The sequence below is a fragment of the Salipiger bermudensis genome, from assembly GCF_020171625.1.
Taxonomy (GTDB): domain Bacteria; phylum Pseudomonadota; class Alphaproteobacteria; order Rhodobacterales; family Rhodobacteraceae; genus Salipiger; species Salipiger bermudensis_B.
Map to the genome: position 1 here is coordinate 1 of NZ_JAIUZY010000014.1, position 26,522 is coordinate 26,522.

The following is a 26,522-nucleotide window of genomic DNA, read 5'->3' on the forward strand; positions in this document are numbered from 1 at the left end:
CTTCCCTTATCAAGATGCATCTGCGGTCCGACCGAAGGCAAACGCCCCCATCGCCCCCGCACACGCAGCCCCCGCACAGGACCGCGCGGTGCGTGCCACACTCCGCCGTGGATCGCGCCCGGGCGCTTGCCCCGTCATGCCACATTGCCTATTCAGGCCGAAAGACAGGGGTTTTCATGCGCATTCTCATCACCAATGACGACGGTATCAACGCGCCGGGGCTCGCCGTGCTCGAGGCCATCGCGGGCGAGATCGCGGGTCCGGACGGAGAGGTCTGGACCGTGGCCCCGGCCTTCGAGCAATCGGGCGTCGCGCATTGCATCAGCTACACCCACCCGATGATGATCGCCGAGATGGGGCCGCGCCGGTTTGCCGCCGAAGGCAGCCCCGCCGATTGCGTGCTCGCCGGCGTCCATGACGTGCTGAGGGATACCCCTCCGGATCTCGTGCTGTCTGGCGTCAACCGCGGCAACAATTCGGCCGAGAACGCGCTCTATTCCGGCACGCTCGGCGGCGCGCTCGAGGCCTCGCTGCAGGGGCTTCCGGCGATCGCGCTGTCGCAATATCTGGGCCCCGAGACCCGCGATCTCGAAAACCCCTTCGAGGCGGCGGCCACGCATGGCGCCGCGGTGGTGCGGCAGATCCTGTCTGCGCAGGAGCCCGGCGGCAGCGACTACCGGCTGTTCTGGAACGTCAACTTCCCCCCCGTCCCGGCAGCCAAGGTGCAGGGCGTGCGGCTGGCGGCGCAGGGCCGGCGCGCGGGCACCGGGTTCTCGACCGAGCCGCACCTGTCGCCCTCGGGGCGCCGCTTCCTGTGGATCCGGGGCGGAGACCAGCGCGTCGCGGCCACGCGCGGCAGCGATGCCGACGTCAATCTCGGCGGGTTCATCTCTGTCACGCCGATGCGGGCCGACCTGACCGATCATGCCGCGCTCGCAGGGTTCGAGGGCAGCTTCGCATGAGCTTCAACGCCGACGCCAAGATGCAATTCCTCTTCGCGCTGCGCTCGCACGGGGTCACCGAGCAGAACGTGCTGCAGGCGATGGAGAAGATCGACCGCGGCGCCTTCGTGAAGGGCTATTTCAACGAGCGCGCCTACGAGGACATGCCGCTGCCGATCCCCTGCGGGCAGACCATCTCGCAGCCCTCGGTCGTCGGCCTGATGACCCAGGCGCTGCGGCTATCGGGGCGCGAGAAGGTGCTCGAGGTCGGCACCGGCTCGGGCTACCAGGCGGCGGTGCTGAGCCAGCTTGCCCGCCGGGTCTACACCGTCGACCGGCATCGGCGGCTGGTGGCCGACGCGCGCAAGGTGTTCGACGCGCTCGATCTGTCGAACATCACCGCCTTCACCGCCGATGGCAGCTTCGGCCTGCCCGACCAGGCGCCGTTCGAACGCATTCTCGTGACCGCGGCTGCCGAGGACCCGCCCGGCCCGCTCTTGGCCCAGTTGCGGATTGGCGGTATCATGGTCCTGCCCGTGGGCCAGTCGGACACCCTGCAGCACCTGATCCGCGTCACCCGGACCGAGCAGGGCTACGAGTACGACGAGCTGCGCCCCGTGCGTTTTGTACCGCTGGTGGAAGGCCTGGCAAAGGACAGCTAGGCCTCCCGCCTTCATATCCATGACGTCCCGGCGACAAGGGGCGCATACGAGGACATCGAGATGGACAGCACTCCCCGCTTCCCGCAGATCCGGATTGCCGCGCCGCTGGCGCTCGTGGCCGCGCTCGGCGCCTGCTCGCAGCCGCTCGACTACGACATGCGCGGCCGCATGGGCGGCCAGATCGACACCAGCGAAGCGGCGCTGGCCGCCGCCGGTGATCGCCCGCAGGCCGACAATCGCGGCGTGATCTCCTACCCCAACTACCAGGTCGCGGTGGCGCGCAACGGCGACCGGCTGGCGGATGTCGCCAACCGGGTCGGGCTGCCCGCCGGCGAGCTGGCGCGCTACAACGGCATGGAGATCAACGATCCACTGCGTGGCGGCGAGGTGATTGCCCTGCCCCGTCGCGTGTCGGAGCCCTCGCCGGCAACCGGCGCGCCCACGACCGGCCCGATCCGGCCCGCCGGCGAGGTCGACATCACCACGCTCGCCAGCAGCGCCATCGACAAGGCTCCGGCCTCCGCCCGGCCCACCGCGACGGCCCCGCGCCCGAGTTCGGGCGGCTCCGGCGTCGAGCCGATCCGTCACAAGGTCGAGCGCGGCGAGACCGCCTATACCGTGGCGCGGCTCTACAACGTGCCGCCGCGCACGCTGGCGGACTGGAACGGGCTCGACAGCAACTACACGCTGCGCGAAGGTCAGTACCTGTTGATCCCGGTGGTCGAGGCAAGTGCCGCCCCGGCGGCGACGGTCACCAACGCGCCCGGCACCGGCTCGCCGACGCCGCAGCCGCCGTCCTCGTCGCAGCCCCTGCCCGACGACCAGCCTTCGCTCACCCGAAGCCCTGCCCCGGACACCGCAAGCGCGCCCGCCGCGACGCCGACCCCTGCGCCAGCCCCGGCCCCGAAACCGGTGGCGGATATCGGCCAGAGCCAGGCGGCGGCCAGCACCAGCGCCTCTGCGGCCATGCAGATGCCGGTCAGCGGCAGCATCATTCGGGAATACTCGGCCAACAACCAAGGGATCGACATCTCGGCCCCGGTGGGCACCGCGGTGAAGGCCGCCGCCAGCGGCACCGTGGCGGCGATCACCACCAACACCGACAACGTGCAGATCGTGGTGATCCGTCACCCCGACGAGTTGCTGTCGATCTACACCCATCTCGACAACCTCACCGTCTCGAAAGGCGATGCGGTGAGCCGTGGCCAGACCATCGGCAAGGTGCGCGCGGGCGATCCGAGCTTCCTGCATTTCGAGGTGCGCAAGGGCTTCGACAGCGTCGACCCGATGACCTACCTGCGCTGAAACGACAAACGCCAGGAATTTTCGTACGAAAATTCCTGGCGTTACGATCACGGCCCCACGGGAAGATTTTTCGCAGGAAAAATCTTCTAGAGCGCGACGCCCCGGCGGCCGGCGAGATCGGTAAAGTACTGCCATGCCACCCGGCCCGAGCGGGCGCCACGGGTGGCCTGCCACTCGATCGCCTCGGCGCGCAGCTCCGCCTCCTCGATGGCCACACCATACGCATCGCAATAGCCGCGGATCATCGCGAGATACTCGTCCTGCGAGCACGGGTGGAACCCCAGCCAGAGCCCGAACCGGTCTGAGAGCGAGACCTTCTCCTCCACCGCCTCGGACGGGTTGATCGCCGAGCCGCGCTCGTTCTCGATCATGTCGCGCGGCATCAGGTGGCGCCGGTTCGAGGTGGCGTAGAACAGGACGTTGTCGGGCCGGCCCTCGATGCCACCGTCCAGCACCGCCTTGAGGCTCTTGTAATGCTGGTCGTCATGGCTGAACGAGAGGTCGTCGCAGAACAGCACGAACCGCTTCTCGGAGGCGCGCAGCAGGTTCAGCAGCCGCGCCACCGAGCCCAGATCCTCGCGCTGCAGCTCGACCAGCTTCACGTCGTGGCCAGCCTCGCGCACCGCGGCGCAGACCGCTTTCACGAGGCTCGACTTGCCCATGCCACGCGCCCCCCAGAGCAGGGCATTGTTGGCCGGAAGGCCGCGCGCGAACTGGGTGGTGTTGGCCAGCAGCGTGTCGCGGGTGCGCTCGATGCCCAGAAGCAGGTCGAGCGGCACCCGGTTGACCTTGGCGACCGGTTCGAGCCGGTCGGGATCGACATGCCAGACATAGGCCTCGGCAAGATCGAAGTCAGGGGCGACGAGCGGCGCCGGAGCCATGCGCTCCAGCGCCGCCGCGATGCGGGAAAGATCCGTATCGGTCACGTCTTGTCCTTGTTTCTCGACGTTTCGTCATCCGGTTCGCCGTCGTCTTCGTCGACGTCTCCGGCCATCGGATCGGTTTCGTCCTCCGGCTCGTCCTCGAACCACAGCCCCTGTTCGCGCAGCTCCTTCTCGCGCTTGCGCTCGACGAGGCGGACCAGCAGGATCGAGACCTCGTAGAGGCCGTAGACCACGGTGAAGAGGATGATCTGCGTCGTCACGTCCGGCGGGGTCACCAGTGCAGCGAGCACGAGGATCGCCACCATGGCGTATTTCCGCACGCTGCCGAGCCCCTGCGCCGAGACCAGCCCGGCCTTGCCCATCAGCGTGAGCAGCACCGGAAGCTGGAAGCACAGCCCGAAGGCCACGATGAACTTGAGCGTGATGTCGAGGCTCTCGTTCACCTTGCCGAAGAAGGTGATGCGGATGCCCTCGGCGGTCTCGGGCACCATGGCTGGCTCAGCGGCGGTGGGCACGCCCGCCACGCCATCGCTGACGCTCGTGGCGGCGTTTGAGAGCAGGTTGGCAAAGATCGACGACACGTCGGCAAAGCCGAGGAAGAAGGCCATGGCCAGGGGCGTAACGACGAAATGCGCGAAGCTCGCGCCCAGCAAGAACATCACCGGCGAGGCGATGAGGAACGGCAGGAAGGCGCCCTTCTCGGACTTGTAGAGCCCGGGCGCCACGAAGCGCCAGAGCTGGTAGGAGATCACCGGGAAAGCCAGTCCGAAGCCGAACACCATCGAGATCCGGAACAGCGTGAACAGGTATTCCTGCGGGCTGGTGTACTGCATCGTCGGCGACGGGTCACCGAGCTGGCGCAGCGTCGTCTCGATCGGGCCGAGCAGGAACTGCAGGATCGGCTCGGCCACCGTGAAGGCGAGACAGATCCCGATGATGAAGGCGATCACCGAGCGGATCAGCCGCGTGCGCAGCTCCGCGAGGTGTTCGATCAGCGGCGCCGAGCTGTCCTCGATCTCGTCGTGATCCGTGTGACTCATTGCTCACCGTCTTTCTTGAGAGACGCTTCCAGTTCCGCCGCCTTCGCAGCGGATTCCTCGGCGTGCTTCTGCGCCGCCTCGGCCTCGCGGCGCTGGCGGTCTGCGGCGGAGCGCGCAGCACTTGCCTCGATGCGCTTCTTCGCCGCCTCGCGCTCGGGATCGAGCGCGTTCGGGTCTTCCTTGAGGCCCGGTTTCTTCTTTTCCGGCGTCGGGTCCGTCATCGCGCGCGCCGCATCCTTGACCCCGTCCATCGCCGAACCAATCGGGTTGGTCGCGGACTTGAAAGTCTTGGCGATATCGCGCGCGCCGCTTTCATCGGCGGCATCGTTCATCGCGCGGGTGAACTCGCGCGCCATGCCGCGGGCCTTGCCCATGAAGCGGCCGACATTGCGAAACAGCACGGGCAGGTCCTTCGGACCCACCACGATCAGCGCAACGATGCCGATGACCAGAAGCTCGGACCAACCAAGATCCAGCATCTGGGATTACACCTTGTCTTTTTCGTCTTCGGCGGGCGTGACGTCCCGGGCGCTGTCCGCCTTCTCGTCCTCGAGCTCTTTCTTGCCGTCATCCACGCCGCGCTTGAAGGCGGTGATGCCCTTGCCGACCTCGCCCATAAGGCTGGAAATCTTGCCGCGGCCAAACAGCACGAGCACGACGACGGCGATCAGAAGAAGGCCCGGAAGGCCGATATTGTTGAGCATTGTGTTCTCTCCAGTGGTGGGTGCGCGGGCGGCGCCCGGTAAACTCTCTGCCCCGATCTCTACGGCCTCGCGCTGGCCGCCGGAAGCGGTCGGGCGCAATTTCGCGGCTCGGGGCGCAGATATTTGCGCGGCTCTTTGACACTATTCTGTCAGGAGAGCAAAGTACGGGCGACCGCGGCACCTGGAGAGCACGATGAAAAAGACTGACAGGCTCTACGCCCTGATGGAGCAGCTCAAGGACGGGCGCCTGCACACGGCCGAGGCGCTGGCCGACCGCTTCGGCGTTTCGGTGCGCACGCTCTATCGCGACATGGACGTGCTCATGGCCTCGGGCGTGCCGATCGAGGGCGAGCGTGGCCGCGGCTACGCCGCACGTGGCGGCTTCACCCTGCCGCCGCTGACCCTGACCGAGACCGAGCTCGAGGTGCTGCATCTGGGCCTTGCCGCCATCGGCGCCGGCGCTGGCGAGATGCCCGAACTGGCCGAGGCGGCGCGGAGCCTCTCTGCCAAGATCGACGCGGTGCTGCCCGAAGAGGGCGCCCCCGAGCCCGGCGCGTTCGGCTTTGCCAGCTACCCGTTCCACGGGGCCGCCGAGGGCTTTCGCCACATGCCCGCCGTGCGCGCGGCGATCCGCGCCCGACAGCGCCTGCGCATCACCCTGCGGGACGCAGGGAGCGCGCTCGACATCCGCCCGCTGCGGCTGGATTACTGGGGCCGGATCTGGATCTGCGTGGCGTGGAACGAGACCAGCGGTGCGTTCGACAGCCTGCGGCTCGACCGGATCACTGCGCTCACCCCGCTGCCCGGCCTTTTCGTCGACGAACCCGGCAAGAGGCTGTCCGATTACGAGGCGCGCAAACCGTGACGCGCGGCGCACGCGGTGAAATATTCCCGACGTCCGCCGCAGCTCTGCCATGACACGCCCCCGGTCCCGCTGCTAAGGATGGAACGGGGCAACGGGACCCGGCGTCTGGCACGGCGAGACCGCGCAGCGCGCCGGATAGAGTGATGTATCGACATTATGAGTGACGCCACCGGCCATGCCGCCTATCGCGATCGCAGCCATTTCCGCTGCCTCGACGGCTTGCGCTTTCTCTGTATCGCGATGGTGCTCTGGCATCACGCCCAGCCGGTGCAGAGTCCGGACTGGCAGCTTCTCGACCGGGGCTTTCTCGGGGTCGATTTCTTCTTCGTGCTGAGCGGCTTTCTCATCACCACCCTGCTGCTGCGCGAGCGTGCGCGGACGGGGACGTTCTCGCTCCGCAATTTCTACATCCGCCGGGCGCTGCGCATCCTGCCGGTCTACGGCTTCGTGGTGACGGCGCTCTGCGTCTACTACATCGGCATCAAGGGCGAGACGCAGTACCTGCAGGCGGTGCCGTTCTACTATCTCTTCCTGTCGAACTTCCTCACCGAGCATGTGCCGACCCTGTCGATCACCTGGTCGCTGTCGGTCGAGGAGCAGTATTACCTGCTCTGGCCGCTGCTGCTCATGCTGTTGCCAAGCCGGGTGTGGGTGCCGTTGACGCTGGCGCTGGTGGCGCTGAACGTGGGCCTTGCGATGATGCCGCCCGCCGATCCGCCGCTCGCCGCCGGCCCGCTGGTGTTCCGGCTGCCCAACAGCACCTACGCGCCGATCATCCTCGGCTCGCTCGCCGCGATCCTGCTGCACCGGCGCGGCAGCTATGACCGGCTGCGCCCGCTTTGCGCCCATCGCGCGACGCCCCTCGCCGCGCTCGCCCTGATCGCCCTGATCGCGCAGCTCGGCCCGTTCGACATGCGCGGGCTGCAGAACCTCGCGATCCATCTGCTGATGACGCTGACGCTGATGGCGCTGGTGGTGCGCGAGCGCGGGGCTTTGCAAGCTGTGCTGGTCTGCCAGCCGCTCGTTCGGATCGGAGAGGTCAGCTATGGCATCTATCTCTACCACCTGATCGCGCTCGACCTGACGGCGCGCCTCGGCCTCCGCTTCGGCATCCCTGGCATCATCGGCGAAGGCCCGGCCCTCTGGCTTCTGCTCATCGCCTATTCGCTGCTGTCCTGGGCCATGGCCGAGGTCAGCTTCCGCACGCTCGAGGCATGGTTCCGCCGCTTCCGCCCGAAGGGCCGCCCGCCCGAGACCGTCGCGGCAGAAAAAGACCCCCGGCAGCAGACGCATACCGGGGGCCCCACGAAGAAACCGATTGCTCGCTGACGAGCAGGTCCGGCCTTACTCGGCTTTCATCGCCTCGAGCGAGATCTCGAGCTCGACCTCGTCGCTGACGTAGGGCGCGAAGGCGCCGACATTGTAGTCCGAGCGCACGAGCGTGGTGGTGGCGGTGAAGCCAAGCCACGGCTTGCCTTCCATCGGGTGCTCACCGGCCTGGTTCAGGGTGGTGTCGAGCACGACTTCCTTGGTTACGCCGTTCAGCGTCAGGTCGCCGGTGATCAGCGCGGTGTTCTCGCCGGTCACTTCGATGCCGGTGGAGGTAAAGGTCACCATGTCGTCATCGGACGCGCCGAAGAAATCGTCGCTCATGAAGTGCTCGAAGCGTTCTTCCCAGCCGGTGATCATCGACTTCACCGGGAAGGACACTTCCACCGACGAGGCCGCCGGATCTTCGGCGTCATAGGAGATGTCGCCCTCGAAGCCCGAGAACATGCCGTAGCCGGTCGAGAAGCCGAGGTGGTTGTAGCTGAACACGATCTGGGCGTGGCTCGAGTCGATCTCGTAGACCTCGGGGGCCGCGGTGGCGGCGATCGGGGCGGCGGCGACGAGGCCGGCGAGAAGAAGGGATTTCATTGGGTGTGCTCCACATGTTGGATGTTGGTCGTCGATGGACGGTAGATTGGGGCAATGCTGCGCCGCCGCAACTGCATCTCGCCCCACAGAGTCTGTTGAAAAATGAACACGACTCTGACGGATTTGTGCATAGACACGCCGAGTGGCCCCATCGCAGGCGGATCGCCGTCCGTCCCCCTCTGCCCTGCGCGCGCCCGACGCGCTGCCGCGCGTGCCCGGAGGGCGGGGCGGACACGCCGCAGGCGAAAGATCTGCCGCGCCGCGTCGAGATGCGCCGCACGCGGTCTCTTCGCCCTTGATCCCCTCGGCGAGAGGTGTATACGGGCGCATCCCTCCGCGAGACCGTATGAACCGCGCAGTCTCTCGTGGGCAGGAGTGGAGAGGATGCCTGCCCTATGAAATGCGCCTTGATAGAAATGGAGCTCACATGCCGCTTTACGAGCATGTCTTTATTGCGCGTCAGGACCTGTCCAACGCGCAGGCCGAAGGCCTCGTCGAACATTTTGGCACCGTCCTCTCGGACAACGGCGGCAAGGTCGTCGAATCCGAGTACTGGGGCGTCAAAACGATGGCCTACAAGATCAACAAGAACCGCAAGGGCCACTACGCCTTCCTGAAGACCGACGCTCCCGCGAGCGCGGTTCAGGAAATGGAACGCCTGATGCGCCTGCATGACGACGTGATGCGCGTTCTGACCATCAAGGTCGAAGAGCACGCCGAAGGCCCGTCGATCCAGATGCAGAAGCGTGACGAGCGTGACAACCGTCGCGAACGCCGCAACTGATACCCTGAGGAAGAGGAGTTAAACCATGGCTGCAAAACCGTTTTTCCGCCGCCGCAAGGTCTGCCCCTTCTCGGGCGACAATGCACCCAAGATCGACTACAAGGACACCAAGCTGCTGCAGCGCTACGTTTCCGAGCGCGGCAAGATCGTGCCGTCGCGCATCACCGCAGTGTCCGCCAAGAAGCAGCGTGAACTGGCCCGCGCCATCAAGCGCGCCCGCTTCCTCGCCCTGCTGCCCTACGTCGTGAAATAAGGAGGCACTCGTATGCAAGTCATTCTTCTTGAACGCGTTGCCAAGCTCGGCCAGATGGGCGACGTCGTCGACGTCAAGCCCGGCTTCGCCCGCAACTACCTGCTGCTGCAGGGCAAGGCGCTGACCGCCTCGAAAGAGAACATCGCGCATTTCGAAGCCCAGAAGGCGCAGCTCGAGGCACGCAACCTCGAGACCAAGAAAGAAGCCGAGGCACTGGCAGAGAAGCTCGACGGCCAGCAGTTCGTCGTGATTCGCTCCGCGTCCGACGGCGGCAACCTCTACGGCTCGGTCACCACCCGTGACGCCGCAGACGTGGCCACCGAGGAAGGCTTCTCGATCGACCGCAAGCAGGTCATCATCCGCCAGCCGATCAAGGAACTGGGTCTGCACGAAGTCGAGGTGCACCTGCACCCCGAAGTCATGTGCGTGATCGAGCTCAACGTCGCACGTTCGCCCGAAGAGGCCGAGCTGCAGGCGTCGGGCAAGTCGATCCAGGAACTGGCGGCCGAGGAAGAGGCGCAGGCCGAATTCGAGATCTCGGAACTGTTCGACGATCTCGGCGCCGCCGGCTCCGACGATCCCGATCTGGTCGAGACCCCGGAAGGTCAGTCCGAAGAGACCCGCGAAGACTGAGCCATCCGGCCCAGCCCATCGCCATGACGAACCAAGCCGCGCCGGTCTTCCGGCGCGGCTTTTCTTTGGCCGGCAGGTTTGCGCACTGCCCCTTGGTTAAAAAAGTACCATTTCTCGAAGAAACAATATTTCGCTATGAACGCGCCAAATCCACCGGCCAGTAAACAAACTATCAAATATAGATAAAATCCCGTGGTTTTCATTGCCTTGCGGCGGGGATTGCCAGAAAGGCGGTCTACCGGGACGCGCCACAGGCGTCGCCCGGCAGGGGAAAACATGGGGAAAGACACGTGACTCTGGAACAGCGCCTCAGTGCGCAACTCAGGCAGTATCGCCGCAGTGCCGGCCTCACGCAGAACGAACTCGCACAGCGCATCGGCGCACATGTGCAGCAAATCTATCGATATGAAACGGGCGCCGGGCGGATTCCCGCGGCGCAGCTCTGGCTCATCTCGCAGACCCTCGGCATTCCGATCGCGGAGTTCTTCACCGAAAGCGACAGCCCGATGACCGCGCAGGATCAGGTCGTGTTCGATGAAGTCCGCACCGCCGCCACCCTTCTGCGCGCGCTTGCGCCGGACGAGCGCGGCGCGGTGATCGAGCTGCTGCGCTCGATGGCGCAGGGGCTTCAGACAAACAAAAAGGCTGCCCCGCACGCGGAGCAGCCTCGTATTCGGGCGGCGGGGTGCTGAGGCACCCCGCCCGCCTAAGCTTGGATCACTCTTCGTCGAGCGCTTCGACCGCGGTCTGAAGCTCTTCCTTGGTGACCTCTTTCTCGGACACCTTGGCCTGCTCGGCGATGTGGTCGATGACCTTGTCTTCGAAGATCGGGGCGCGCAGCTGCTGCTGCATCTGCGCGTTCTGACGCACGAAGTCGAAGAACGCACGTTCCTGGCCCGGGTACTGGCGCGCCTGGTTCATGATCGCCTGGGTCATCTCGGCGTCGGTCACTTCGATCTCGGCTTTCTGACCCATCTCGGCGAGCAGCAGGCCAAGGCGCACGCGACGCTCGGCAAGGCTGTTGTGCTCTTCGGTGGGCTCGATTTCGCCGTGATCGTGGCCGTGATCTTCCGGGTGCTCTTCGTGGTAGAGCTGGTGCGCGATCTGCTTGGCCTCGGCCTCGACCAGGCTCGGCGGCAGGTCGAAGGTGACCAGTTCGTCAAGCTTGTCGAGCAGGCCGCGCTTCATCACCTGACGCGCGGCGCCGGCATACTCGGCCTCGAGGCGCTCGCGGATCTGGCCCTTGAGACCGTCGAGATCCTCGGCACCGAACTTCTTCGCCAGCTCGTCGTCGATCTCGGCAGCGACCGGCTCCTTGACGGCCTTGACGGTCACGTCGAACACGGCTGCCTTGCCGGCGAGGTTCTCTGCGCCGTACTCTTCCGGGAAGTTCACTTCCACGGCCTTCTCGTCACCGACCTTGACGCCGGTCAGCTGCTCTTCGAAGCCCGGGATGAACGAGCCCGAGCCCAGCACCAGCGGGTAGTCCTCGGCCGCGCCGCCTTCGAAGGGTTCGCCGTCGATCTTGCCGACGAAATCGATCACGACCTGATCGCCGTCCTGTGCCGCTTCGCCCTCGGCACGGTCGTTGAAGTCCTGCGCGGTCTCGGCGAGCGAGGCCAGCGCCTCGTCGACGGCGGCGTCATCGGCCTTCACAACGAGCTTCTCGATCTCGACACCGGACAGGTCGACCTCGGGCACGTCGGGGAGCTTTTCGTAGCTCATCGCCACGTTGACGTCGTCGCCTTCTTTCCAGTCCTCGTTGGTCATCTTGACCTCGGGCTGAAGCGCCGGGCGGTCGCCGCTGTCTTCGAAGTGCTTCGACATCGCTTCGTCGATCGCTTCCTGCATGGACTCGCCGATCAGGCGCTGGCCGAACTGCTTCTTCAGCAGCGGCATCGGAACCTTACCCTTGCGAAAGCCCTTCATCTCGATCTCGGGCTGTGCCTCGACCAGCTTGGCGTTGACCTTCGCGTCCAGCTCCTCGGCGGTGAGGATCAGCTCATAGGCGCGTTTCAGACCTTCATTCTGCGTCTCGGTGACCTGCATACCATCTTCCTTGGTTCTTGCGCGGCCCCGTGTTTCCAAAGCCGCCCGTCTCTGTCGAATTTGCGGTCTTCTATGCGTCCCCGCCCATGCGTGCAAGGCGGATTCGCCTGCCGCGGCGCGGCAATGGCGGCCCGCCGCGCGCACCGGCGCACATCCCGCTTGCCTCGGCTGGGCCGGTGCAGTAAGCAATCGCCTGTCGCGGGTGTAGCTCAATGGTAGAGCAGCAGCTTCCCAAGCTGACGACGAGGGTTCGATTCCCTTCACCCGCTCCATCCCCCTCCGACAATGTCACCGTGAGACAGACGCGCCCTGCGTGCGGATGTGTGTGTTTGGGCTATGACCTGAGCGGCAGGTCCGTACGGGCCGCTGAACGCCGATGTCCGCTCCCGGCATCGTCTCTCAGACCACCCGGACGCGCGCGGTCGGTCGCCCCAGACGATCCGGGTGTGAGGCGGCTCAGAACCGCTTGCCGCGGATCAGGTGCGCGAGCATTCCATTGCGGGTCGGCAGGAAGCAGCAGGCGAGGACGAAGCGGAACGGGTCGATGACCATCATGACGGATCCCTCCAGTGACGTGGACGAGCCAATGCCGCACCGGCTCCGGCGCGGCTCGGGCGCACGCTAGCGGCGTCAAGAATCGATTCCATGACGTTCAGGGCACGATCCTGCGACGGGAGGCGACGAAACGGTTAATCGAAGATTAATCCGACCGCGGGCACGGCCCCGGCCTCAGCGACCGTCCAGAGCGTCCGACAGCACCCCGAGCACCGTCTCGCGCGGAGCGTCGGCGCTGACGAAGGCCTGCCCGATGCCACGGGCAAGCACGAAGCGGATGGCCCCGTCGACCACCTTCTTGTCCTGCCCCATGAGATCGTAGAGCGTCTCCGCGTCCGGCAGCGCGCCCGGAATGTCCGCGAGATCCGTCTTCATCCCCATCGCCTTGAGATGGGCACGCAGCCGCGAGGGGTCCTCCTGCGGGCAGAGCCCCAGCCGGGACGACAGCTCGAATGCCAGCGCACAGCCGATCGCCACGCCCTCGCCATGCAGCAGCCGGTCGGAATAGCCCGTGGCCGCCTCGAGCGCGTGACAGAAGGTGTGGCCGAGGTTCAGCAGCGCGCGATCGCCCTGCTCGGTCTCGTCGCGCACCACGATCTCGGCCTTCATCTCGACCGAGCGCGTCACCGCGCGGGTCAGCGCGGCCCGGTCGCGCGAGGCGACATCCGCGGCTTTGCTCTCGAGCCACTCGAAGAACGCCGCATCGCCCAGCAGCCCGTATTTCACCACCTCGCCATACCCGGCGAGGAAATCGCGGGTGGTCAGCGTGTTCAGCACATTGATATCGGCCAGCACCAGCGACGGCTGATGGAAGGCGCCGATCAGGTTCTTGCCGGCAGGCGAATTGATCCCGGTCTTGCCGCCGACCGAGCTGTCGACCTGCGCCAGAAGCGAGGTCGGGATCTGCACGAAGCGCACGCCGCGGCGCAGGATTGCGGCGGCAAAGCCCACCAGATCGCCGATCACCCCGCCGCCAAGCGCGACCACCACGTCGCGGCGCTCGATCTTCTGGGCGAGCAGCCACTCGGTCACGCGCTCGAGCTCGCGCCAGCATTTCGTGGACTCTCCGGGCGCCAGCGTCAGAGCCTCGCAGGCAATGCCCTCGTCCGCGAGCGCGTCACGCAGGGTCGCGAGATGGGCCGCCGCGACAGTCTCGTCGCTGACCACGACAACCCGCTTGCGGTGCAGGAGTGGCGCGATCTCCGCCCCGGCGCGGGTCAGAAGCCCCTCGCCGATCCGCACGTCATAAGCCCGCTCGCCAAGCGCCACATGCACCGTTCCGCTCATTTCGCCGTGTCCTCCTGCAATACATCCGGGCGCGCCTTCAGCGCCGCGATCACCCTCTGCGCCATCGCCTCGACCGTCTTGGCCTGCTCGGAGGTCACGGTCAGGTCGGCGAGTGCATAGATCGGAACGCGCTGCTCGTAGATCTCGCGAAGGGTGGCCTTCGGGTCCGGGGTGCGCAGCAGCGGACGCGTGTTCTTGTGCTTGACCCGGTTCCACAGCACCGGCAGCGTCGCGTCGAGCCAGACGGCCACGCCGCGCTCGGTGATCATCTCGCGGTTCGCGGCGCTCATGTAGGCGCCGCCTCCGGTCGACAGCACCGACGGCGCGCCATCAAGCAGCCGCGAGATCACCTGGCTTTCCTTCTGACGAAAGAACGGCTCCCCGTCGCGTGAAAAAATCTCGGCGATGGTCATGTTGGCGGCAAGCTCGATCTCGGCATCCGAATCGCGGAAAGGGACATGCAGCGCTGCCGCAAGTGCCTTGCCCACGGCGGTTTTTCCGGCCCCCATCATCCCCACGAGGACCACGGTCTTTCGAAGCTTCAGTGCCTGCACGCTTGTATCTCGGCCATCCATCGCCAATGTTACCATTCGAGGCCGTGAATGACGTGAGTTTGCCGAAAAGGCTAGGTATAAGTTCGGAAAAAGACACGAGGCAGGACGAGCGACCGCATGGGACGTATTATCAAATGGCTTTTTATCCTTCTGATCCTCGGCGGGATCGCGCTGGTGGGATATGCCTATATCGGGCCGTTCTTCGGCGCCGATTTTTCACCGCCGCAAACCGAGATTCGCGAGCCTGTGGAGCTTGATGCGAACTAGAATCCTGACACTGGCGCTCGGGCTGGGCGTGGCCTCGGCCACTCTGGCGCAGGACGCGCAGCGCCCGATGACCGCCATCGACTGGCTCGATGGCGGCGACAGCAACGCGCCTGCGGTGCTGCGCTCTTCGCCGCTGCGCAACCCGCAGCCCTTCGGCGTGCCGCTGGACGAGCCGCCGGTGGCCAGCTCTGTGCAGCGCCCCGAGGTCGAGAGCGCGCCGCTGGGACAACCCACCGCCGAGGCGGTGGGGCTGTTGCCGATGTCCGTCACCGGCCTGCCGCGCAGCCTCTGGCGCAACAGCGATGTCGCCACCCTCACCGAGCTGATCGCAGAGGTCGACCCGGCGGTGCCGGCGCTTTCGGCCCTGCTCTTCACGCTGCTTCTGGCCGAGGCCGATGCCCCCATCGGCTCGGACGAGGGTGCGCCGCTGCTTGCGGCCCGGCTCGACCGGCTGATCGAGGAAGGCGCCGTCGATCCCGGTCTCGCGCTGATCGAGCGCGCCGGCGGCGCCACCAGCCCCGATCTCTTCGCGCGCTGGTTCGACCTCGCGCTGCTGGCCGACACGCCGGATGCGCCCTGTCGCGTGCTGCAACGCCAGCCGCAGCTCTCCGACGATCTTGCCACGCGGGTGTTCTGCGATGCCCGCAACGGACGCTGGGATCATGCCGTCACGGTGCTGGGCACCGCCGACGCGCTCGACCAGATCAACGACCGCGACGCCGAGCTGCTGATGCGCTTCGTCGAGCCCGAGCTGGTCGACGAGGACAACCCGGTGCCACCGCCGGCACAGCCGACCCCGCTCCAGTTCCGCCTGTTCGAGGCGGTGGGAGAGACGCTGCCCACCCAGCCCCTGCCCCGCGCCTTCGCCGCAGCCGACCTCGGCGGCACCAGCGGCTGGCGGGCGCAGCTTCTGGCCGCCGAGCGGCTGGCGGCGCATGGCGCGCTGTCCGCCAACCGGCTGCTGGGGCTCTACTCGGAACGCCGGCCCGCAGCCTCGGGTGGCGTCTGGGACCGCGTCGCCGCGGTGCAGGAACTCGACGAGGCGCTCAGCGAGGGGCGCGAGGACCTGATCGGCCCGGCGCTGATCTCGGCCTGGGGCCAGATGCGCAGCGCCGGTCTGCTGGTGCCGTTCTCCGAGCTGTTCGGCGAGCGGCTGAGCGAGCATGCGCTCGACGGACGTGCCGGGCGGCTCGCGCGCCGTGCGGCGCTGCTGTCGCCGGGCTACGAGACCGCCGCGCGCGATCTGACCGACGCCAGCGACCGGCTCGGCCTTGCCGCCGCCATCGCCGCGGGCACAGCGCCCGATCCGTTGCCCGAGGCCGCCTTCGAGGCCGCCGTGGCACGCGCCTGGGACGATCCGTCCCCGCCGGCCGAGCTGGCACGCCGGTTGCAACAGGGCAAGCTCGGCGAGGTGGTGCTGCGCAGCATGGCGTTGTTCGAGACCGGCGCCGCGGGCAATCAACAGGACCTGACCGAAGCCCTGGCCACCCTGCGCGCCATCGGCCTCGAGGACACCGCGCGCCGCGCCGCCATCGAGCTTCTGATCCTCGAGGACGAGGGCGTGCTGCGATGAGCGCCGCCAACTGGCCCGGTGCCTTTCTCGAGGCGCAGGCGGCTGAGCGCGGGGCCGCCGACAACACCACCGCCGCCTATGCCCGCGACCTCAGCGATTTCACCGGCTGGCTGGCAGAGCGCGGCTGCGCGCTCGACACCGCGCAGCGCGCCGATGTCGAGGCCTACCTGATCGCGTGCGAGGCGCAGGGCCTTGCGGTGGCGACCCGCGCGCGCCGGCTGTCCTCGATCAAGCAGCTCTACCGCTTCGCCTTCGAGGAGGGCCTGCGCGAGGACAACCCGGCGGTGCAGATCCCGGGACCCGGCAAGAGCAAGCGCCTGCCCAAGACGCTGACGATCGAAGAGGTCGACCGGCTGCTCCAGGCCGCCACCGAGCATGGCCGCACCGAGGCCGACCGGCTGCGCAACACCTGCCTGATGCAGCTGCTCTACGCCACGGGCATGCGGGTGACCGAGCTCGTCACCCTGCCCGCCTCGGCGGCGCGGGGCGATCCGCGCATGTTGCTGATCCGCGGCAAGGGCGGCAAGGAGCGGATGGTGCCGCTCTCGCCCCCGGCCCGCGAGGCCTTGGCGGCGTGGCTGGCCTGCCGCGATGCCCAGGACGAGGCAGCCCGCGCCAAGGGCAAGCCGGGCGCGCCGCATCTTTTCCCCTCGCGGGGCAAGGCCGGGCACCTGACCCGCCACGCCTTCTATCTGCAGATCAAGGACATGGCGGTGCGCGCGGGCGTCTCGCCCGCCAAGGTCACGCCGCACACGCTGCGCCATGCCTTCGCCACCCACCTGCTGCAGAACGGGGCCGACCTGCGCGCCATCCAGACCTTCCTCGGCCATGCCGATGTCGCAACCACCGAGATCTATACCCACGTGCTCGAAGAGCGGCTGCGCGAGCTGGTGCTGGACCATCACCCGCTCGCCCGCGACTGACGCGGGCGACCCGACCGCAGCCCGGATCCCACAGCCGCCGCGAAAAGGCCGGCGCTGAAACAGCCCGACCGCCAACGAACCTGCGCCGACCTTGAACCGGCCCTGCGCGCACCCCATAACGTCCCGGACCACCGGACAGACTCAACAAGAGACGCCCCCAATGGACGCCACCACCGCCGCCGCTTCCGGCACCGATCTCACCCTCTGGATCACCGCCGGGGCCATCGCCCTGCTGATCCTGATGTCGGCCTTCTTCTCGGGCTCCGAGACGGCGCTGACCGCTGCCTCGCGAGGCAAGCTGCGCGCGGCGCAGGATCGCGGCTCCAAGGGCGCCGATACCGCGCTCAAGATCACCGAGGACAACGAGCGCCTGATCGGCTCGGTGCTGCTGGGCAACAACCTCGTCAACATCCTCGCCACCTCACTGGCCACCACGGTGTTCACCGGCGTCTTCGGCGACAGCGGCGTGGCGATGGCAACGCTGGTGATGACGCTGCTCGTGCTGATCTTCGCCGAGGTGCTGCCCAAGACCTATGCCATCACCAACCCCGAGAGCGCCGCGTCGAAGGTCGCGCGGCCGATCTCGCTGATCATCCTGGTGTTCTCGCCGATCGTGGGCGCCATCCGCGCCATCGTTCGGCTGCTGCTGCGCGTCGTCGGCGTGCAGACCGATCCCGACAGCCAGATCCTTGCCGTGCGCGAGGAAATCGCCGGCGCGCTGCAGCTCGGCCACTCCGAGGGCGTGGTGGAAAAGGAAGATCGCGACCGCATCCTCGGTGCGCTCGATCTTGCCGAACGCACCGTCGAAGAGATCATGCTGCACCGCTCGAACATCGAGATGATCGACGCCTCGAGCAGCCCGCGCGAGATCCTCAAGCAGTGCCTCGAAAGCAATTACACCCGTCTTCCGGTCTATCGCGACGACCCCGAGAACATCATCGGCGTGGCCCACGCCAAGGACCTGATGCGCGCCATGTACGAGACCATCGCCAATGCCGGCGACCGCGCCGCCGAGGCGCTGGAGGAATTCAACATCACCGAGGTGATGATGAAGCCCTACTTCGTGCCCGACACCACCACGCTCGCCGACCAGATGCGCAACTTCCTGCGCAAGCACACCCACTTTGCGCTGGTGGTCGACGAATACGGCTCGCTCGAGGGTCTGCTGACGCTCGAGGACATCCTCGAAGAGATCGTGGGCGAGATCACCGACGAGCACGACCCCGATGCCGAGCATCAGGTGAAGGCGGGCGACGATGGCTGGTTCTGGCTCGACGGCGCGATGACGATCCGCGACCTCAACCGGGCGACCGACTGGTCACTGCCCGATGACGAGGCAAACACCATCGCGGGTCTGGTCATTCACGAGGCCCAGATGATCCCCACGGTCGGCCAGCGGTTCACCTTCCACGGCTTCCGTTTCGAGGTCATGGAGCGCGAGCACAACCGTGTCACTCGGCTGCGCGTGCGGCCCCTCGCGCCCGTTTCCGGCTGATCCGGCCCACCCGATCGCTCTCGCTCCGGCGCATGTCGATGGGCAGGTCGGCGCACAGCTCGAAGCCGCCGTCGACGCGCCCCTCGCTCAGCGTACCGCCGATCTGGGTCGCCGCCGCTTCCATCAGCCGCGCCCCGAGCGAGGCCGATGAGAGTGTGTCGGTCTCGCGCTCGGCGCCGCGCATCCGTCCATTGTCGCGGCAGATCAGCCGCATCCGGTTGGAGCCGGTGCGCTCGAGGCGGAACTGGATAAGGATCTCCCCGCCCGTCTCCGGCTCGGCGTATTTGGCGGCGTTGGCCGAGAATTCATTGGCGATGACGCCAAGCGCCGCCGCGACGCGGGAGTCGACCTCGATGCGGCTCGCTCCCTCGATCTCGACCTTCGTGCCGGTCATCGCATTGCGCTGCAGAAGCTGCGCCACCCGCTCGAGATAGCTGTCGAGACGCACGTGGTGCATCTTGGAGGTGAGGTTCAGCTCCGCGTGCAGCTGCGCGATGGCATCGACGCGGCGACCGATCGCATCAAGCGCCTCCCGCGCCTCTTCATTGGTGATGCGCGAGCGGTAGAGCCGCACGGTCGAGGCGACGGTCTGCAGCGAGTTCTTGACCCGGTGGTCGATCTCCTCGCGCAGTATCTCCTTGTTCTTCAGCGCCCGCTGAAGATCGAGCTGGCGCATCACCTGCCGCGCCATCACGCTCAGCAACTGGCGCTGCTCAGGCGTGAGCTTGCGCGGCCTGGTGTCGAGCACGCAGAGCGAGCCGATGTTATGGCCATTTCTGGTGATGAGCGGCGCGCCGGCGTAGTAGCGCATCTCTGCCAGCACGCCGCAGCACAGCGGGTTGTCTGCGGTGCGCTCGTCGGCGAGCGTGTCCTCGATCTCGAGAATGTCGTCACCGAGGATGGCATGTGAGCAGATCGACTGCTCGAGCGGAGTCTCGGTCGGCGCGAAGCCGTGGCGCGCGCGGAACCACTGACGGTCACTGTCGACCAGACTGATCAGCGCCACCGGCATGTCGAGCATCGTCGCCAGAAGGTCCACCACCTCGTCGAAGGCCGGATCGTTGGCACTGTCGAGAACCCCGTAGCTTTCAAGCTCCGCGACGCGCTCTTCCTCGTCTGCGTTTTTGGACGCCAACACCATACGCGTTCTGTTCCACTGCTTGACCCCGGCGGGACAAATTATTGCATTAGAGTGTCGCGTCAACACCGGTTCGTCGAATCAGGTGGCCCCATGCCGGTCGACCGGGCGTGCTCACGACAGCATTGGCCCCGGCAGTCCGGAGCCTGCTCCTCCCTTCTCGCCGGTCCGCATGAAACCTTCAGCAAAAAGCGCAGCGCTAACACGCAACATCCGGTATAAGGCGCGCATGGGAGGAATCGCGATCTTGATTCCCGCCGCTGGCGCCAGCCGCCGGATGCGCGGGTCCGACAAGCTTCTGATGCAGGTCGGTGGCGTGCCGTTGCTGCGCCGTCAGGCGCTTGCGGCGCTCGAGGCCGGCGACCACGTCGCGGTCGCCCTGCCGGCCCATGACCATCCGCGGTCCGAGGCGCTGCGTGGTTTGCCCGTTCAGGTCGTCGAGGTCCCCGATGCCGCGCTTGGCATGTCCTCTTCGCTGCGCCGCGCGGTCAGCCTGCTGCCGGGCGCGCTCGAGGGCGTGATGATCCTGCCCGCCGACATGCCCGAGATCACCGCCTCCGACATGTCTCGACTGATCGCGGCGTTCCGCGCGGTGCCGCACGCCACGATCCAGCGCGCCACCGCCGAGGACGGCACGCCGGGCCACCCGGTGCTGTTCCCGTCGGACTGTTTCCCGGCGCTGCAGGCGCTGAGCGGGGATTTCGGGGCCAAAGCGGTGCTGAAGGCGAATATCCACCGGGTCCGCGACTTTCCCCTGCCCGGTGCCCGCGCCCTGATCGACCTCGACACGCCGGAGGCCTGGCAGGAGTGGGAGGCGGCGCAGCAGGCCGCTGAATAGGCACCTCAGACAGCGCTGGCCCACGGGCCGGACCGGCGACCCGCGCGTCTTGTAACCGCCCCGGCCCTTCAGCCCTGCGCCGTCACCAGGATCGCCCGGAAATCGTTGACGTTCGTGCCCGTCGGCCCCGGCACGAAAAGCTCTCCCGCACGATCGAACGCGCCCCACGCATCGTTGCGCGACAGCAGCGTCATCGCGTCCTCGCCGCTATCGCGCAGCACACCCGCGGTGGTCCCATCGGCGAATGCGCCGGCATTGTCTTCGGTGCCATCGATGCCGTCGGTATCGGCGGCCAGCGCATGAATGCCGCCCTGCCCGTCAATGGCGTGGACGAAGGCCAGCAGGAACTCGGTGTTGCGCCCGCCGCGCCCGCCGTCACCGCGCAGGGTCACCGTGGTCTCGCCGCCCGAGAGCAGCACCACCGGCGGCGCGAACGGTCGGCCGCGCGTGGCGATCTCGCGGGCTATGGCGGCGTGCACATAGCCCACGTCGCGCGCCTCGCCCTCTACCGAGTCCGACAGGATCGCGGCGGAGACCCCGGCCTCCTCGGCCTTGCGCGCCGCTGCTTCGAGCGACAGGCGCGCCGAGGCCACCACATGCACCTCGTTGGCCGCGAAACAGGGATCGTCGGGCATCGGCGCGGCGGAGGCCGCGCTGCGGATATGCGCAAGGATCGGCTCGGGCAGCGCGATGTTCCACGCCTCGATCATCGCCAGCGCCGCCGCCGCATCGACCCGGTCCGGCACCGTCGGCCCCGAGGCCACCTGCGCCGGGTCGTCGCCGGGCACGTCCGACACAATCAGGCTCACCACCTTTGCCGGCGCGCAGGCTGCGGCGAGGCGCCCGCCCTTGATCCGGCTGGCATGTTTGCGGATCGCGTTCATCACCCCGATCGGCGCGCCCGAGCCCAGAAGCGCGCGGTTCAGCGCCTGCTCGTCTTCCAGCGTGAGACCCTCCGGCGGGGCGGGCAGCAGCGCCGAGCCACCGCCGCAGACCAGCGCCACGACAAGGTCGTCGGGGCCGAGCCCCGAGACCGCCTCGAACAGCGCAGCACTGGCCTCGAGCCCGGCGGCATCGGGCACCGGATGCGCGGCTTCCATCACGCGCACGTGCTGGCAGGGCGCGGCGTAGCCGTATCGGGTCACCACCACGCCCTCGACCGGCTCGCCCCAGAGCCGCTCGAAGGCGGCGGCGAGCTGCGCCGCCCCCTTGCCGAGCCCGATGACGACCGTGCGCCCCTTGGGCTTCTCCGGCAGGGCTGCGCGCAGCGCCAGCTCGGGATCGGCGGCGGCAACCGCGGCCTCGAACAGTCCGGTCAGAAACGCCCGTTCGTCCTGCATCACTCTCGTGCCCCTCGCCTGCCCCTTGCCTGTCGGCCTTCAGGCGCTCGCAGCGCGGATCTTCAACCCGCTGGCCAGCGCCTCTCCGTGCGCGCCGGGACAGAACGCGAGCTCGAGCTCGGCCACCCTCCCGCCTTGCGCAATGACGTAATCCTGCACCGAGACCAGCGCCGGGACAACTGCCTCGATCTCGGGGGCGGCACAGCCCAGGGCCTCAAGCAGGCGCTGCGCTTCTCCCGCGCGCAGCGGCAGCAGGCCCGTAGCCTCCGCGCTGCCCCGGCGAAGGCTCAGGACGTAGCCATAGGCGGGCTGGGCCGAGAGATGCAACCGCACCGCGTCTTCCTCCGCCGCCGGCGTCTGCGCCGGGCCGACGGCAAGGCCCTCTGCCGCGAGCATCCCGAGCGCCTCGGCCTGATCCGGGATGCGCGTGCCGACACCGGCATCGGGCAGCGGCAGGAACAGAGGCGCCGGGCGCCGCAGAGGGCCGCCGAGCGCCACGCAGGCGGCAAGCGCCTCGAGCGCCTCGGGCAGACCGCAAAGCGGGATCAGCCGGGTGCCGAGCAGCGCCCCGGCGCGCTCCTCGGGCCAGACCTCCGGCCCGGTGGTGAGCAGCGCAAGCGGCATTCCGACCCGCGCCCGCGCCGCGGCGGCGGCCTCGGCGATCCGCTCCCACGCGGCATCGCCGCCGACACCCTGCAGGGCCTCGTCGACCACCAACAGGGTGAGCACCGCGCGGCCGGTCATCGCCTCCGACATGATGCGGGTCAGGCGCGGCACCGAGCGCTGCACCGCGCTGCTGCAATCGAGCGGGTTTTCCAGCGCGCCCCCCGGGCCGAGATCGCGCGCCAGCGCCTCACGCTGCGCATCCGAGAAGGCCGGAAGGTCCAGCCCCTCGGCCTGCGCCAGATCGCGCAGCCGCCCGCCCGTGCCGCCGCTGCAGCACAGCGCCGCGAACATGTTGGCCGGCAATGCCCCGGTGACGTGCAGGATCTTCAGCGTCTCGAGAAGCGTGGCCGGGCTGCTGACCTGCTCCATGCCGGCCCGCTCGAACAGCGCCCGCGCGCCGGTCTCGTGCCCGCTGCGCAGGATGACGACCGACTTTCCCAGCGTCTCGGCGGTCTGCGCCATGTCGATGAGCGCCTGCGGATCGCCGAGGTCCTCGGCCTGGATGCCGAGGGCGGAGATCCGTTCGTCACGCAGCAAGGCCTCGCCCAGCAACGCCAGACCGGTCTGCGCCCGACCCGGCTCGGCCACCGCGAGCACCGCGATGGGCAGGCCGCGGCGCTCCTGCGACAGGCTCTGTGCGAGGCTGGCATTGCGCGCGATGATCGCGACGCCGCGCTTGACGTGGCGCAGGCCGTGCGCGCCGTCCCAGACCGGCGCGCGCTCGAGCGCGTTGATCACGCCCCGGCAGCCCGGCCCGAGCAGCGGCATGTCGCCCGCGGCCCGCCCGAGATCGGCCGGGATCGCCTCGCCCTGACAGATCGCGCCGCCGGCATCGCGCCGCGACAGCGCCGCCACGGCCTCGACCGCCTGCGCCCCGTCCTGTCCTATGAAGGCAAGATCCGGCCCCGCGGGCAGCTGCGTGATCCCGGGATAGGCGCGGATGCCGGCTACGAATTTGGCGCCCGGGACCACCGGCCAGATGCTCCAGACAAAGCGCATCTCGCGCAGCTTCGCGATGACGTCGGCGCACCACGCCTCCGGCCCGATCAGCGCCACCGATCTCGGTCTCAGGAATCGTGAGAAATCTCTCGTCATCGTGTCGTCGCAGCTCCCCACGGATGCAGTCCACCGAACCATTCAGGCATTTTTGCGTGAAGGCGCAGGAGGTTGCGACCGTTTTCCGCTGCAGGGCGGCAAATCACAAGCGCGATGCGGTCTATTTCAGCGCAAGCGTGCAGCGGCGGGGTCAGCCCCCGGCAAGGCGCCCGAGATCATAGCCGTACCAGTCGAGGATCGCGCGCGCCGCGTCGAGCCGCTCGCGCGGGGAGCCGGTCCGGTCCATGATCCAGACCCGCGCACCGCCCGGATCACCGATGGCGGCGGTACGGTCGTCGGCATCGAGCCAGTGCACCCACAGCTCGTCCCCCGCAATGCTGAAGCGCCCGGCGGAGAGATCGCGCACCGGCAGCGCTGCGCCGTCGATCGTCACGCGGTCGCCGACGAACGTCAGCGCGGCGCCGGGGGTCAGCCCTGCGCCCTGCACCACCACCCAGTGCCCCTGAAGCCGGTCGAGAGTGGCGTTGGCCTGACTGGCCACCGGGGCCGTCGGGTTGCGCAGCGGGATCGCGGCGCGGGGCAGCTCCGGGGATGGCGCGCAGCCCGCCAGACCGAGGCAGGCCAGCAGGAATGCGCCCCCAACGGCCGCTTTGATCGTTCGCATGACATCTCTCCAAGACGCGCTCATCCGCGCAAGCTGCGCCACCGCGCGGCCGGGCACAAGCGCCTTCGCCGCAATCCCCGCGCCCCGCTCCGCGGCGCGGTCTTAGCGAACCGGTAAGGCCCGGCGCGCATCCTTGTCGCAAGGAGGTCTCGCATCCGATGCCCGGCACCCTGTCGAACAAAGCGCCCCGCGCCGCACGGCTTGGCTTCGTCGCAAACCGGCTGCGCTGGCCGCCGCCTCCACAGCTCGGCGTGCTGTGGTGCGCGCCGCCCGACGCCAAGCGCGCCGAAAAGGAGCCCGTGGTCACGCCCGGGGCCGCGCGTGCCTTTCTGAGGCGCGCGGAATGGTCCTTCCGGTCCCCGCCGGGCTGAGCTTCAGCCCCTGAAGCCGGTCGCGACGACGAACTTCTCGGACGAGTCGGACCGGCTCGCGGGCGGCTTCACGTTCGCCACCTTGTCGAAGCGCTTCTTGAGCAGCGCCTGCAGACCCTGCTCTGCGCCCCCCGCCAAAACCTTGGCGACGAAGGTGCCGCCCTCTTCCAGCACGTCGAAGGCCAGCTCCGCCGCCGCCTCGCAGAGCGAGATGATGCGCAGGTGGTCGGTCTGCTTGTGCCCCGAGGACGAGGCCGCCATGTCCGACATCACCACGTCGGCCTTGCCGCCGAGCCACGCCTTGACCTTGTCGTCGGCGCCCTCTTCCATGAAGTCGAGCTGGTGGATCTCGGCGCCCGGGATCGGCAGCACTTCCTGCAGATCCACCCCCAGCACGAAGCCCTGCGCCTTGCCCGACCGCTCTCCAAGCGCGTTGACCCGCGGCACCGCGACCTGACACCAGCCGCCCGGCGCGCAGCCAAGATCGACCACCCGAGCGCCCGGCACGAGGAAGCGGTACTTCTCGTCAAGCTCGAGGATCTTGAACGCGGCGCGACCGCGATAGCCCTCGTCCTTGGCGCGCTTCACGTAAGGGTCGTTCAGCTGGCGCTGCAGCCAGCGCGTCGAAGAGGTCGTGCGCCCGCGCGCCGACTTCACCTTGACCTTCAGGTCACGCTGGCCGCGCCCCGAGGTGTTCTTTCCTGTCGGCTTCTTTGCCATGGCCGGTATCGTCTTTCTTCAGATGCCGGGGCGACATGCCCGTCTTGCGGCCATTGTGCAAGTTTCTCAGCCCGGTTCCAACGTCGCTTTCGCATCTTTGAGCAGCCGCGCCGCCTCGGAGCCCTGAATCTTCGCGATGTCGTCCTGATATTTCAGGATCGCCCCCAGCGTGTCCGAGATCACCTCGGGACTGAGATCGATCACGTCGAGCGCCAGCAGGCACTTGGCCCAGTCGATAGTTTCGGCCACGCCGGGCTTCTTGAACAGGTCCTCGGTGCGCAGCGCCTGCACGAAGGCAACGATCTCGCGGCTGAGATGCTCGGCCACGCCCGGCTCTCGGGCGTGCAGGATCTCCACCTCGCGGGCAAAGTCCGGGTAATCGACCCAGTGATAGAGGCAGCGCCGCTTGAGCGCATCATGCACCTCGCGGGTGCGGTTCGAGGTCAGGATGACGATCGGCGGTTCGGGCGCCTTGATGGTGCCAAGCTCGGGGATCGTCACCTGGAAATCCGACAGCGCCTCGAGCAGGAAAGCCTCGAAGGGCTCGTCGGTGCGGTCGAGCTCGTCGATCAGCAGCACCGGAGCGCCGTGCTCGTCTGGCCGCATCGCCTGCAGGAGGGGCCGCTCGACAAGGTAGTCGGGGCCGAAAAGCTCGCGCTGGAGCACCTCGCGGTCGGCGTTGCCCTGCGCCTCGGCGGTGCGGATGGCGATCATCTGCGCCGGGAAGTTCCACTCGTAGACCGCGCTGGCCGCATCCAGCCCCTCGTAGCATTGCAGCCGGATCAGCCGTCGCCCGAGCATCGCCGCCAGCGCCTTGGCGATCTCGGTCTTGCCGACGCCGGCCTCGCCCTCGAGAAACAAAGGTCGCCCGAGTTTCAGCGACAGGAACACGACCGTGGCGAGCGGCCGCCCGCAGACATAGCCTGTTTCAGACAGCAGGGTCTGCACGTCGTCGATGGTAGCGGGTGTGGTCATGCGAGGCCTCCTCCTGCCTTCCGGAGTGCCCGCCCCGAGGGACGCGGTCAATCCCCCTAAGGT

Annotated in this window: 29 protein-coding genes and 1 tRNA gene; 16 read left to right on the forward strand and 14 right to left on the reverse strand. The window is 67.8% G+C overall.

Annotated features, from left to right (window positions below):
- Positions 1–176 precede the first annotated feature (176 nt).
- From surE to LCM15_RS19240, 3 genes are read left to right on the forward strand one after another with little or no spacing between them, the layout of a single operon-like run.
- The gene (surE, locus tag LCM15_RS19230; protein WP_224859290.1) at positions 177–962 is read left to right on the forward strand and encodes a 5'/3'-nucleotidase SurE; all 786 of its coding nucleotides are present in this window, start codon (positions 177–179) and stop codon (positions 960–962) included.
- On the forward strand, positions 959–1,603 hold the full coding sequence (locus tag LCM15_RS19235; RefSeq protein ID WP_224859292.1) for a protein-L-isoaspartate(D-aspartate) O-methyltransferase: 645 nt from the start codon (positions 959–961) through the stop codon (positions 1,601–1,603). Before surE ends, LCM15_RS19235 begins: the two co-directional genes overlap by 4 nt.
- Positions 1,604–1,663: 60 nt before the next feature.
- On the forward strand, positions 1,664–2,908 hold the full coding sequence (locus tag LCM15_RS19240; RefSeq protein WP_224859294.1) for a M23 family metallopeptidase: 1,245 nt from the start codon (positions 1,664–1,666) through the stop codon (positions 2,906–2,908).
- Between the two features lie 86 nt (positions 2,909–2,994).
- On the opposite strand, the gene LCM15_RS19245 is transcribed toward LCM15_RS19240, so the two are convergent.
- From LCM15_RS19245 to LCM15_RS19260, 4 genes are read right to left on the reverse strand one after another with little or no spacing between them, the layout of a single operon-like run.
- Positions 2,995–3,834: an ATP-binding protein gene (locus tag LCM15_RS19245; protein ID WP_224859296.1), complete on the reverse strand. Its 840-nt coding sequence runs from the start codon at positions 3,832–3,834 to the stop codon at positions 2,995–2,997.
- On the reverse strand, positions 3,831–4,832 hold the full coding sequence (gene tatC, locus LCM15_RS19250) for a twin-arginine translocase subunit TatC (RefSeq protein WP_224859297.1): 1,002 nt from the start codon (positions 4,830–4,832) through the stop codon (positions 3,831–3,833). The genes LCM15_RS19245 and tatC overlap by 4 nt, the downstream gene beginning before the upstream one ends.
- Complete coding sequence (gene tatB / locus LCM15_RS19255) at positions 4,829–5,311, reverse strand: Sec-independent protein translocase protein TatB (protein ID WP_224859299.1); 483 nt, start codon at positions 5,309–5,311, stop codon at positions 4,829–4,831. Before tatB ends, tatC begins: the two co-directional genes overlap by 4 nt.
- A 6-nt stretch (positions 5,312–5,317) precedes the next feature.
- A complete protein-coding gene (locus tag LCM15_RS19260) occupies positions 5,318–5,536 on the reverse strand; it encodes a twin-arginine translocase TatA/TatE family subunit (protein WP_224859301.1) in 219 nt (72 codons plus the stop codon).
- A 193-nt stretch (positions 5,537–5,729) separates the two neighbouring features.
- On the opposite strand from LCM15_RS19260, the gene LCM15_RS19265 reads away from it, so the two are divergent.
- Together LCM15_RS19265 and LCM15_RS19270 are read left to right on the forward strand one after the other, a co-directional pair.
- A complete protein-coding gene (locus LCM15_RS19265; RefSeq protein ID WP_224859303.1) occupies positions 5,730–6,401 on the forward strand; it encodes a helix-turn-helix transcriptional regulator in 672 nt (223 codons plus the stop codon).
- A gap of 156 nt (positions 6,402–6,557) precedes the next feature.
- Complete coding sequence (locus LCM15_RS19270) at positions 6,558–7,730, forward strand: acyltransferase family protein (protein WP_224859305.1); 1,173 nt, start codon at positions 6,558–6,560, stop codon at positions 7,728–7,730.
- Between the two features lie 15 nt (positions 7,731–7,745).
- Here LCM15_RS19270 and LCM15_RS19275 read toward each other — a convergent pair whose 3' ends face one another.
- Positions 7,746–8,318 carry a YceI family protein gene (locus LCM15_RS19275; protein ID WP_224859307.1) on the reverse strand — a complete coding sequence of 191 codons (573 nt, stop codon included), beginning with the start codon at positions 8,316–8,318 and terminating at the stop codon, positions 7,746–7,748.
- Between the two features lie 427 nt (positions 8,319–8,745).
- Between LCM15_RS19275 and rpsF the strand changes: the two genes are divergently transcribed.
- The 4 genes from rpsF to LCM15_RS19295 all read left to right on the forward strand — a co-directional run bounded on the left by rpsF (position 8,746) and on the right by LCM15_RS19295 (position 10,680).
- Positions 8,746–9,102: a 30S ribosomal protein S6 gene (gene rpsF / locus LCM15_RS19280; RefSeq protein WP_224859309.1), complete on the forward strand. Its 357-nt coding sequence runs from the start codon at positions 8,746–8,748 to the stop codon at positions 9,100–9,102.
- A gap of 25 nt (positions 9,103–9,127) precedes the next feature.
- On the forward strand, positions 9,128–9,355 hold the full coding sequence (rpsR, locus tag LCM15_RS19285) for a 30S ribosomal protein S18 (RefSeq protein WP_188787945.1): 228 nt from the start codon (positions 9,128–9,130) through the stop codon (positions 9,353–9,355).
- A 12-nt stretch (positions 9,356–9,367) separates the two neighbouring features.
- The gene (rplI, locus tag LCM15_RS19290) at positions 9,368–9,988 is read left to right on the forward strand and encodes a 50S ribosomal protein L9 (protein WP_224859311.1); all 621 of its coding nucleotides are present in this window, start codon (positions 9,368–9,370) and stop codon (positions 9,986–9,988) included.
- Positions 9,989–10,278: 290 nt separating this feature from the next.
- Complete coding sequence (locus tag LCM15_RS19295; RefSeq protein WP_224859313.1) at positions 10,279–10,680, forward strand: helix-turn-helix domain-containing protein; 402 nt, start codon at positions 10,279–10,281, stop codon at positions 10,678–10,680.
- Positions 10,681–10,705: 25 nt separating this feature from the next.
- On the opposite strand, the gene tig is transcribed toward LCM15_RS19295, so the two are convergent.
- Positions 10,706–12,037 (reverse strand): trigger factor, encoded by a 1,332-nt coding sequence (gene tig, locus LCM15_RS19300; protein ID WP_224859315.1) that lies wholly within the window; start codon positions 12,035–12,037, stop codon positions 10,706–10,708.
- 198 nt (positions 12,038–12,235) lie between these two features.
- Between tig and LCM15_RS19305 the strand changes: the two genes are divergently transcribed.
- A tRNA-Gly gene (locus LCM15_RS19305) sits at positions 12,236–12,309 on the forward strand.
- A gap of 457 nt (positions 12,310–12,766) precedes the next feature.
- Here the strand turns inward: LCM15_RS19305 and aroB are convergent.
- Positions 12,767–13,879, reverse strand: a complete 1,113-nt coding sequence (gene aroB, locus LCM15_RS19310) for a 3-dehydroquinate synthase (RefSeq protein WP_224859316.1) — start codon at positions 13,877–13,879, stop codon at positions 12,767–12,769.
- Entirely contained in the window at positions 13,876–14,454 is a 579-nt protein-coding gene (locus LCM15_RS19315; protein ID WP_224859318.1) for a shikimate kinase, read from the reverse strand. The genes aroB and LCM15_RS19315 overlap by 4 nt, the downstream gene beginning before the upstream one ends.
- Before the next feature lie 96 nt (positions 14,455–14,550).
- Here LCM15_RS19315 and LCM15_RS19320 point away from each other — a divergent pair, with 96 nt between their 5' ends.
- The 4 genes from LCM15_RS19320 (at position 14,551) to LCM15_RS19335 (ending at position 18,691) form a co-directional block, all read left to right on the forward strand.
- Positions 14,551–14,700, forward strand: a complete 150-nt coding sequence (locus tag LCM15_RS19320) for a hypothetical protein (RefSeq protein ID WP_007800851.1) — start codon at positions 14,551–14,553, stop codon at positions 14,698–14,700.
- Entirely contained in the window at positions 14,690–16,273 is a 1,584-nt protein-coding gene (locus tag LCM15_RS19325) for a hypothetical protein (protein WP_224859320.1), read from the forward strand. Before LCM15_RS19320 ends, LCM15_RS19325 begins: the two co-directional genes overlap by 11 nt.
- On the forward strand, positions 16,270–17,196 hold the full coding sequence (locus LCM15_RS19330; protein WP_224859322.1) for a site-specific tyrosine recombinase XerD: 927 nt from the start codon (positions 16,270–16,272) through the stop codon (positions 17,194–17,196). The genes LCM15_RS19325 and LCM15_RS19330 overlap by 4 nt, the downstream gene beginning before the upstream one ends.
- A 160-nt stretch (positions 17,197–17,356) precedes the next feature.
- Positions 17,357–18,691: an HlyC/CorC family transporter gene (locus LCM15_RS19335; protein ID WP_224859324.1), complete on the forward strand. Its 1,335-nt coding sequence runs from the start codon at positions 17,357–17,359 to the stop codon at positions 18,689–18,691.
- On the opposite strand, the gene LCM15_RS19340 is transcribed toward LCM15_RS19335, so the two are convergent.
- Positions 18,648–19,832, reverse strand: a complete 1,185-nt coding sequence (locus tag LCM15_RS19340; protein ID WP_224859326.1) for a sensor histidine kinase — start codon at positions 19,830–19,832, stop codon at positions 18,648–18,650. The genes LCM15_RS19335 and LCM15_RS19340 overlap by 44 nt on opposite strands.
- Before the next feature lie 226 nt (positions 19,833–20,058).
- Here LCM15_RS19340 and LCM15_RS19345 point away from each other — a divergent pair, with 226 nt between their 5' ends.
- Positions 20,059–20,667, forward strand: a complete 609-nt coding sequence (locus tag LCM15_RS19345) for an NTP transferase domain-containing protein (protein ID WP_224859328.1) — start codon at positions 20,059–20,061, stop codon at positions 20,665–20,667.
- 68 nt (positions 20,668–20,735) lie between these two features.
- Here LCM15_RS19345 and LCM15_RS19350 read toward each other — a convergent pair whose 3' ends face one another.
- The 3 genes from LCM15_RS19350 to LCM15_RS19360 form a co-directional block, all read right to left on the reverse strand.
- Complete coding sequence (locus LCM15_RS19350; protein WP_224859495.1) at positions 20,736–22,007, reverse strand: glycerate kinase; 1,272 nt, start codon at positions 22,005–22,007, stop codon at positions 20,736–20,738.
- Between the two features lie 39 nt (positions 22,008–22,046).
- A complete protein-coding gene (locus tag LCM15_RS19355; protein ID WP_224859330.1) occupies positions 22,047–23,768 on the reverse strand; it encodes a CoA-binding protein in 1,722 nt (573 codons plus the stop codon).
- 151 nt (positions 23,769–23,919) lie between these two features.
- Entirely contained in the window at positions 23,920–24,393 is a 474-nt protein-coding gene (locus LCM15_RS19360; protein WP_224859332.1) for a lipocalin family protein, read from the reverse strand.
- Positions 24,394–24,551: 158 nt separating this feature from the next.
- On the opposite strand from LCM15_RS19360, the gene LCM15_RS19365 reads away from it, so the two are divergent.
- Positions 24,552–24,764: a hypothetical protein gene (locus LCM15_RS19365; RefSeq protein ID WP_224859334.1), complete on the forward strand. Its 213-nt coding sequence runs from the start codon at positions 24,552–24,554 to the stop codon at positions 24,762–24,764.
- A 3-nt stretch (positions 24,765–24,767) separates the two neighbouring features.
- On the opposite strand, the gene LCM15_RS19370 is transcribed toward LCM15_RS19365, so the two are convergent.
- Both LCM15_RS19370 and LCM15_RS19375 read right to left on the reverse strand, forming a co-directional pair.
- Complete coding sequence (locus tag LCM15_RS19370; RefSeq protein WP_007800862.1) at positions 24,768–25,484, reverse strand: RlmE family RNA methyltransferase; 717 nt, start codon at positions 25,482–25,484, stop codon at positions 24,768–24,770.
- A gap of 66 nt (positions 25,485–25,550) precedes the next feature.
- Positions 25,551–26,459, reverse strand: coding sequence for an AAA family ATPase (locus tag LCM15_RS19375; RefSeq protein ID WP_224859336.1), 909 nt, complete (start codon positions 26,457–26,459; stop codon positions 25,551–25,553).
- Positions 26,460–26,522 lie beyond the last annotated feature (63 nt).

Excerpts from the sequence above, each read along its gene's own strand:
- LCM15_RS19350 (WP_224859495.1), bottom strand. The coding sequence starts at position 22,007 with ATGCAGGACGAACGGGCGTTTCTGACCGGACTGTTCGAGGCCGCGGTT.
- tatB (WP_224859299.1), bottom strand. The coding sequence starts at position 5,311 with ATGCTGGATCTTGGTTGGTCCGAGCTTCTGGTCATCGGCATCGTTGCG.
- LCM15_RS19370 (WP_007800862.1), bottom strand. The coding sequence starts at position 25,484 with ATGGCAAAGAAGCCGACAGGAAAGAACACCTCGGGGCGCGGCCAGCGT.
- tig (WP_224859315.1), bottom strand. The coding sequence starts at position 12,037 with ATGCAGGTCACCGAGACGCAGAATGAAGGTCTGAAACGCGCCTATGAG.
- LCM15_RS19330 (WP_224859322.1), top strand. The coding sequence starts at position 16,270 with ATGAGCGCCGCCAACTGGCCCGGTGCCTTTCTCGAGGCGCAGGCGGCT.
- LCM15_RS19325 (WP_224859320.1), top strand. The coding sequence starts at position 14,690 with ATGCGAACTAGAATCCTGACACTGGCGCTCGGGCTGGGCGTGGCCTCG.
- LCM15_RS19275 (WP_224859307.1), bottom strand. The coding sequence starts at position 8,318 with ATGAAATCCCTTCTTCTCGCCGGCCTCGTCGCCGCCGCCCCGATCGCC.
- LCM15_RS19355 (WP_224859330.1), bottom strand. The coding sequence starts at position 23,768 with ATGACGAGAGATTTCTCACGATTCCTGAGACCGAGATCGGTGGCGCTG.
- LCM15_RS19365 (WP_224859334.1), top strand. The coding sequence starts at position 24,552 with ATGCCCGGCACCCTGTCGAACAAAGCGCCCCGCGCCGCACGGCTTGGC.
- LCM15_RS19235 (WP_224859292.1), top strand. The coding sequence starts at position 959 with ATGAGCTTCAACGCCGACGCCAAGATGCAATTCCTCTTCGCGCTGCGC.
- LCM15_RS19265 (WP_224859303.1), top strand. The coding sequence starts at position 5,730 with ATGAAAAAGACTGACAGGCTCTACGCCCTGATGGAGCAGCTCAAGGAC.
- LCM15_RS19270 (WP_224859305.1), top strand. The coding sequence starts at position 6,558 with ATGAGTGACGCCACCGGCCATGCCGCCTATCGCGATCGCAGCCATTTC.
- aroB (WP_224859316.1), bottom strand. The coding sequence starts at position 13,879 with ATGAGCGGAACGGTGCATGTGGCGCTTGGCGAGCGGGCTTATGACGTG.
- surE (WP_224859290.1), top strand. The coding sequence starts at position 177 with ATGCGCATTCTCATCACCAATGACGACGGTATCAACGCGCCGGGGCTC.
- rpsF (WP_224859309.1), top strand. The coding sequence starts at position 8,746 with ATGCCGCTTTACGAGCATGTCTTTATTGCGCGTCAGGACCTGTCCAAC.
- LCM15_RS19345 (WP_224859328.1), top strand. The coding sequence starts at position 20,059 with ATGGGAGGAATCGCGATCTTGATTCCCGCCGCTGGCGCCAGCCGCCGG.
- rpsR (WP_188787945.1), top strand. The coding sequence starts at position 9,128 with ATGGCTGCAAAACCGTTTTTCCGCCGCCGCAAGGTCTGCCCCTTCTCG.
- LCM15_RS19340 (WP_224859326.1), bottom strand. The coding sequence starts at position 19,832 with ATGGTGTTGGCGTCCAAAAACGCAGACGAGGAAGAGCGCGTCGCGGAG.
- LCM15_RS19335 (WP_224859324.1), top strand. The coding sequence starts at position 17,357 with ATGGACGCCACCACCGCCGCCGCTTCCGGCACCGATCTCACCCTCTGG.
- LCM15_RS19375 (WP_224859336.1), bottom strand. The coding sequence starts at position 26,459 with ATGACCACACCCGCTACCATCGACGACGTGCAGACCCTGCTGTCTGAA.
- LCM15_RS19260 (WP_224859301.1), bottom strand. The coding sequence starts at position 5,536 with ATGCTCAACAATATCGGCCTTCCGGGCCTTCTTCTGATCGCCGTCGTC.
- rplI (WP_224859311.1), top strand. The coding sequence starts at position 9,368 with ATGCAAGTCATTCTTCTTGAACGCGTTGCCAAGCTCGGCCAGATGGGC.
- LCM15_RS19360 (WP_224859332.1), bottom strand. The coding sequence starts at position 24,393 with ATGCGAACGATCAAAGCGGCCGTTGGGGGCGCATTCCTGCTGGCCTGC.
- LCM15_RS19315 (WP_224859318.1), bottom strand. The coding sequence starts at position 14,454 with ATGGATGGCCGAGATACAAGCGTGCAGGCACTGAAGCTTCGAAAGACC.
- LCM15_RS19320 (WP_007800851.1), top strand. The coding sequence starts at position 14,551 with ATGGGACGTATTATCAAATGGCTTTTTATCCTTCTGATCCTCGGCGGG.
- tatC (WP_224859297.1), bottom strand. The coding sequence starts at position 4,832 with ATGAGTCACACGGATCACGACGAGATCGAGGACAGCTCGGCGCCGCTG.
- LCM15_RS19240 (WP_224859294.1), top strand. The coding sequence starts at position 1,664 with ATGGACAGCACTCCCCGCTTCCCGCAGATCCGGATTGCCGCGCCGCTG.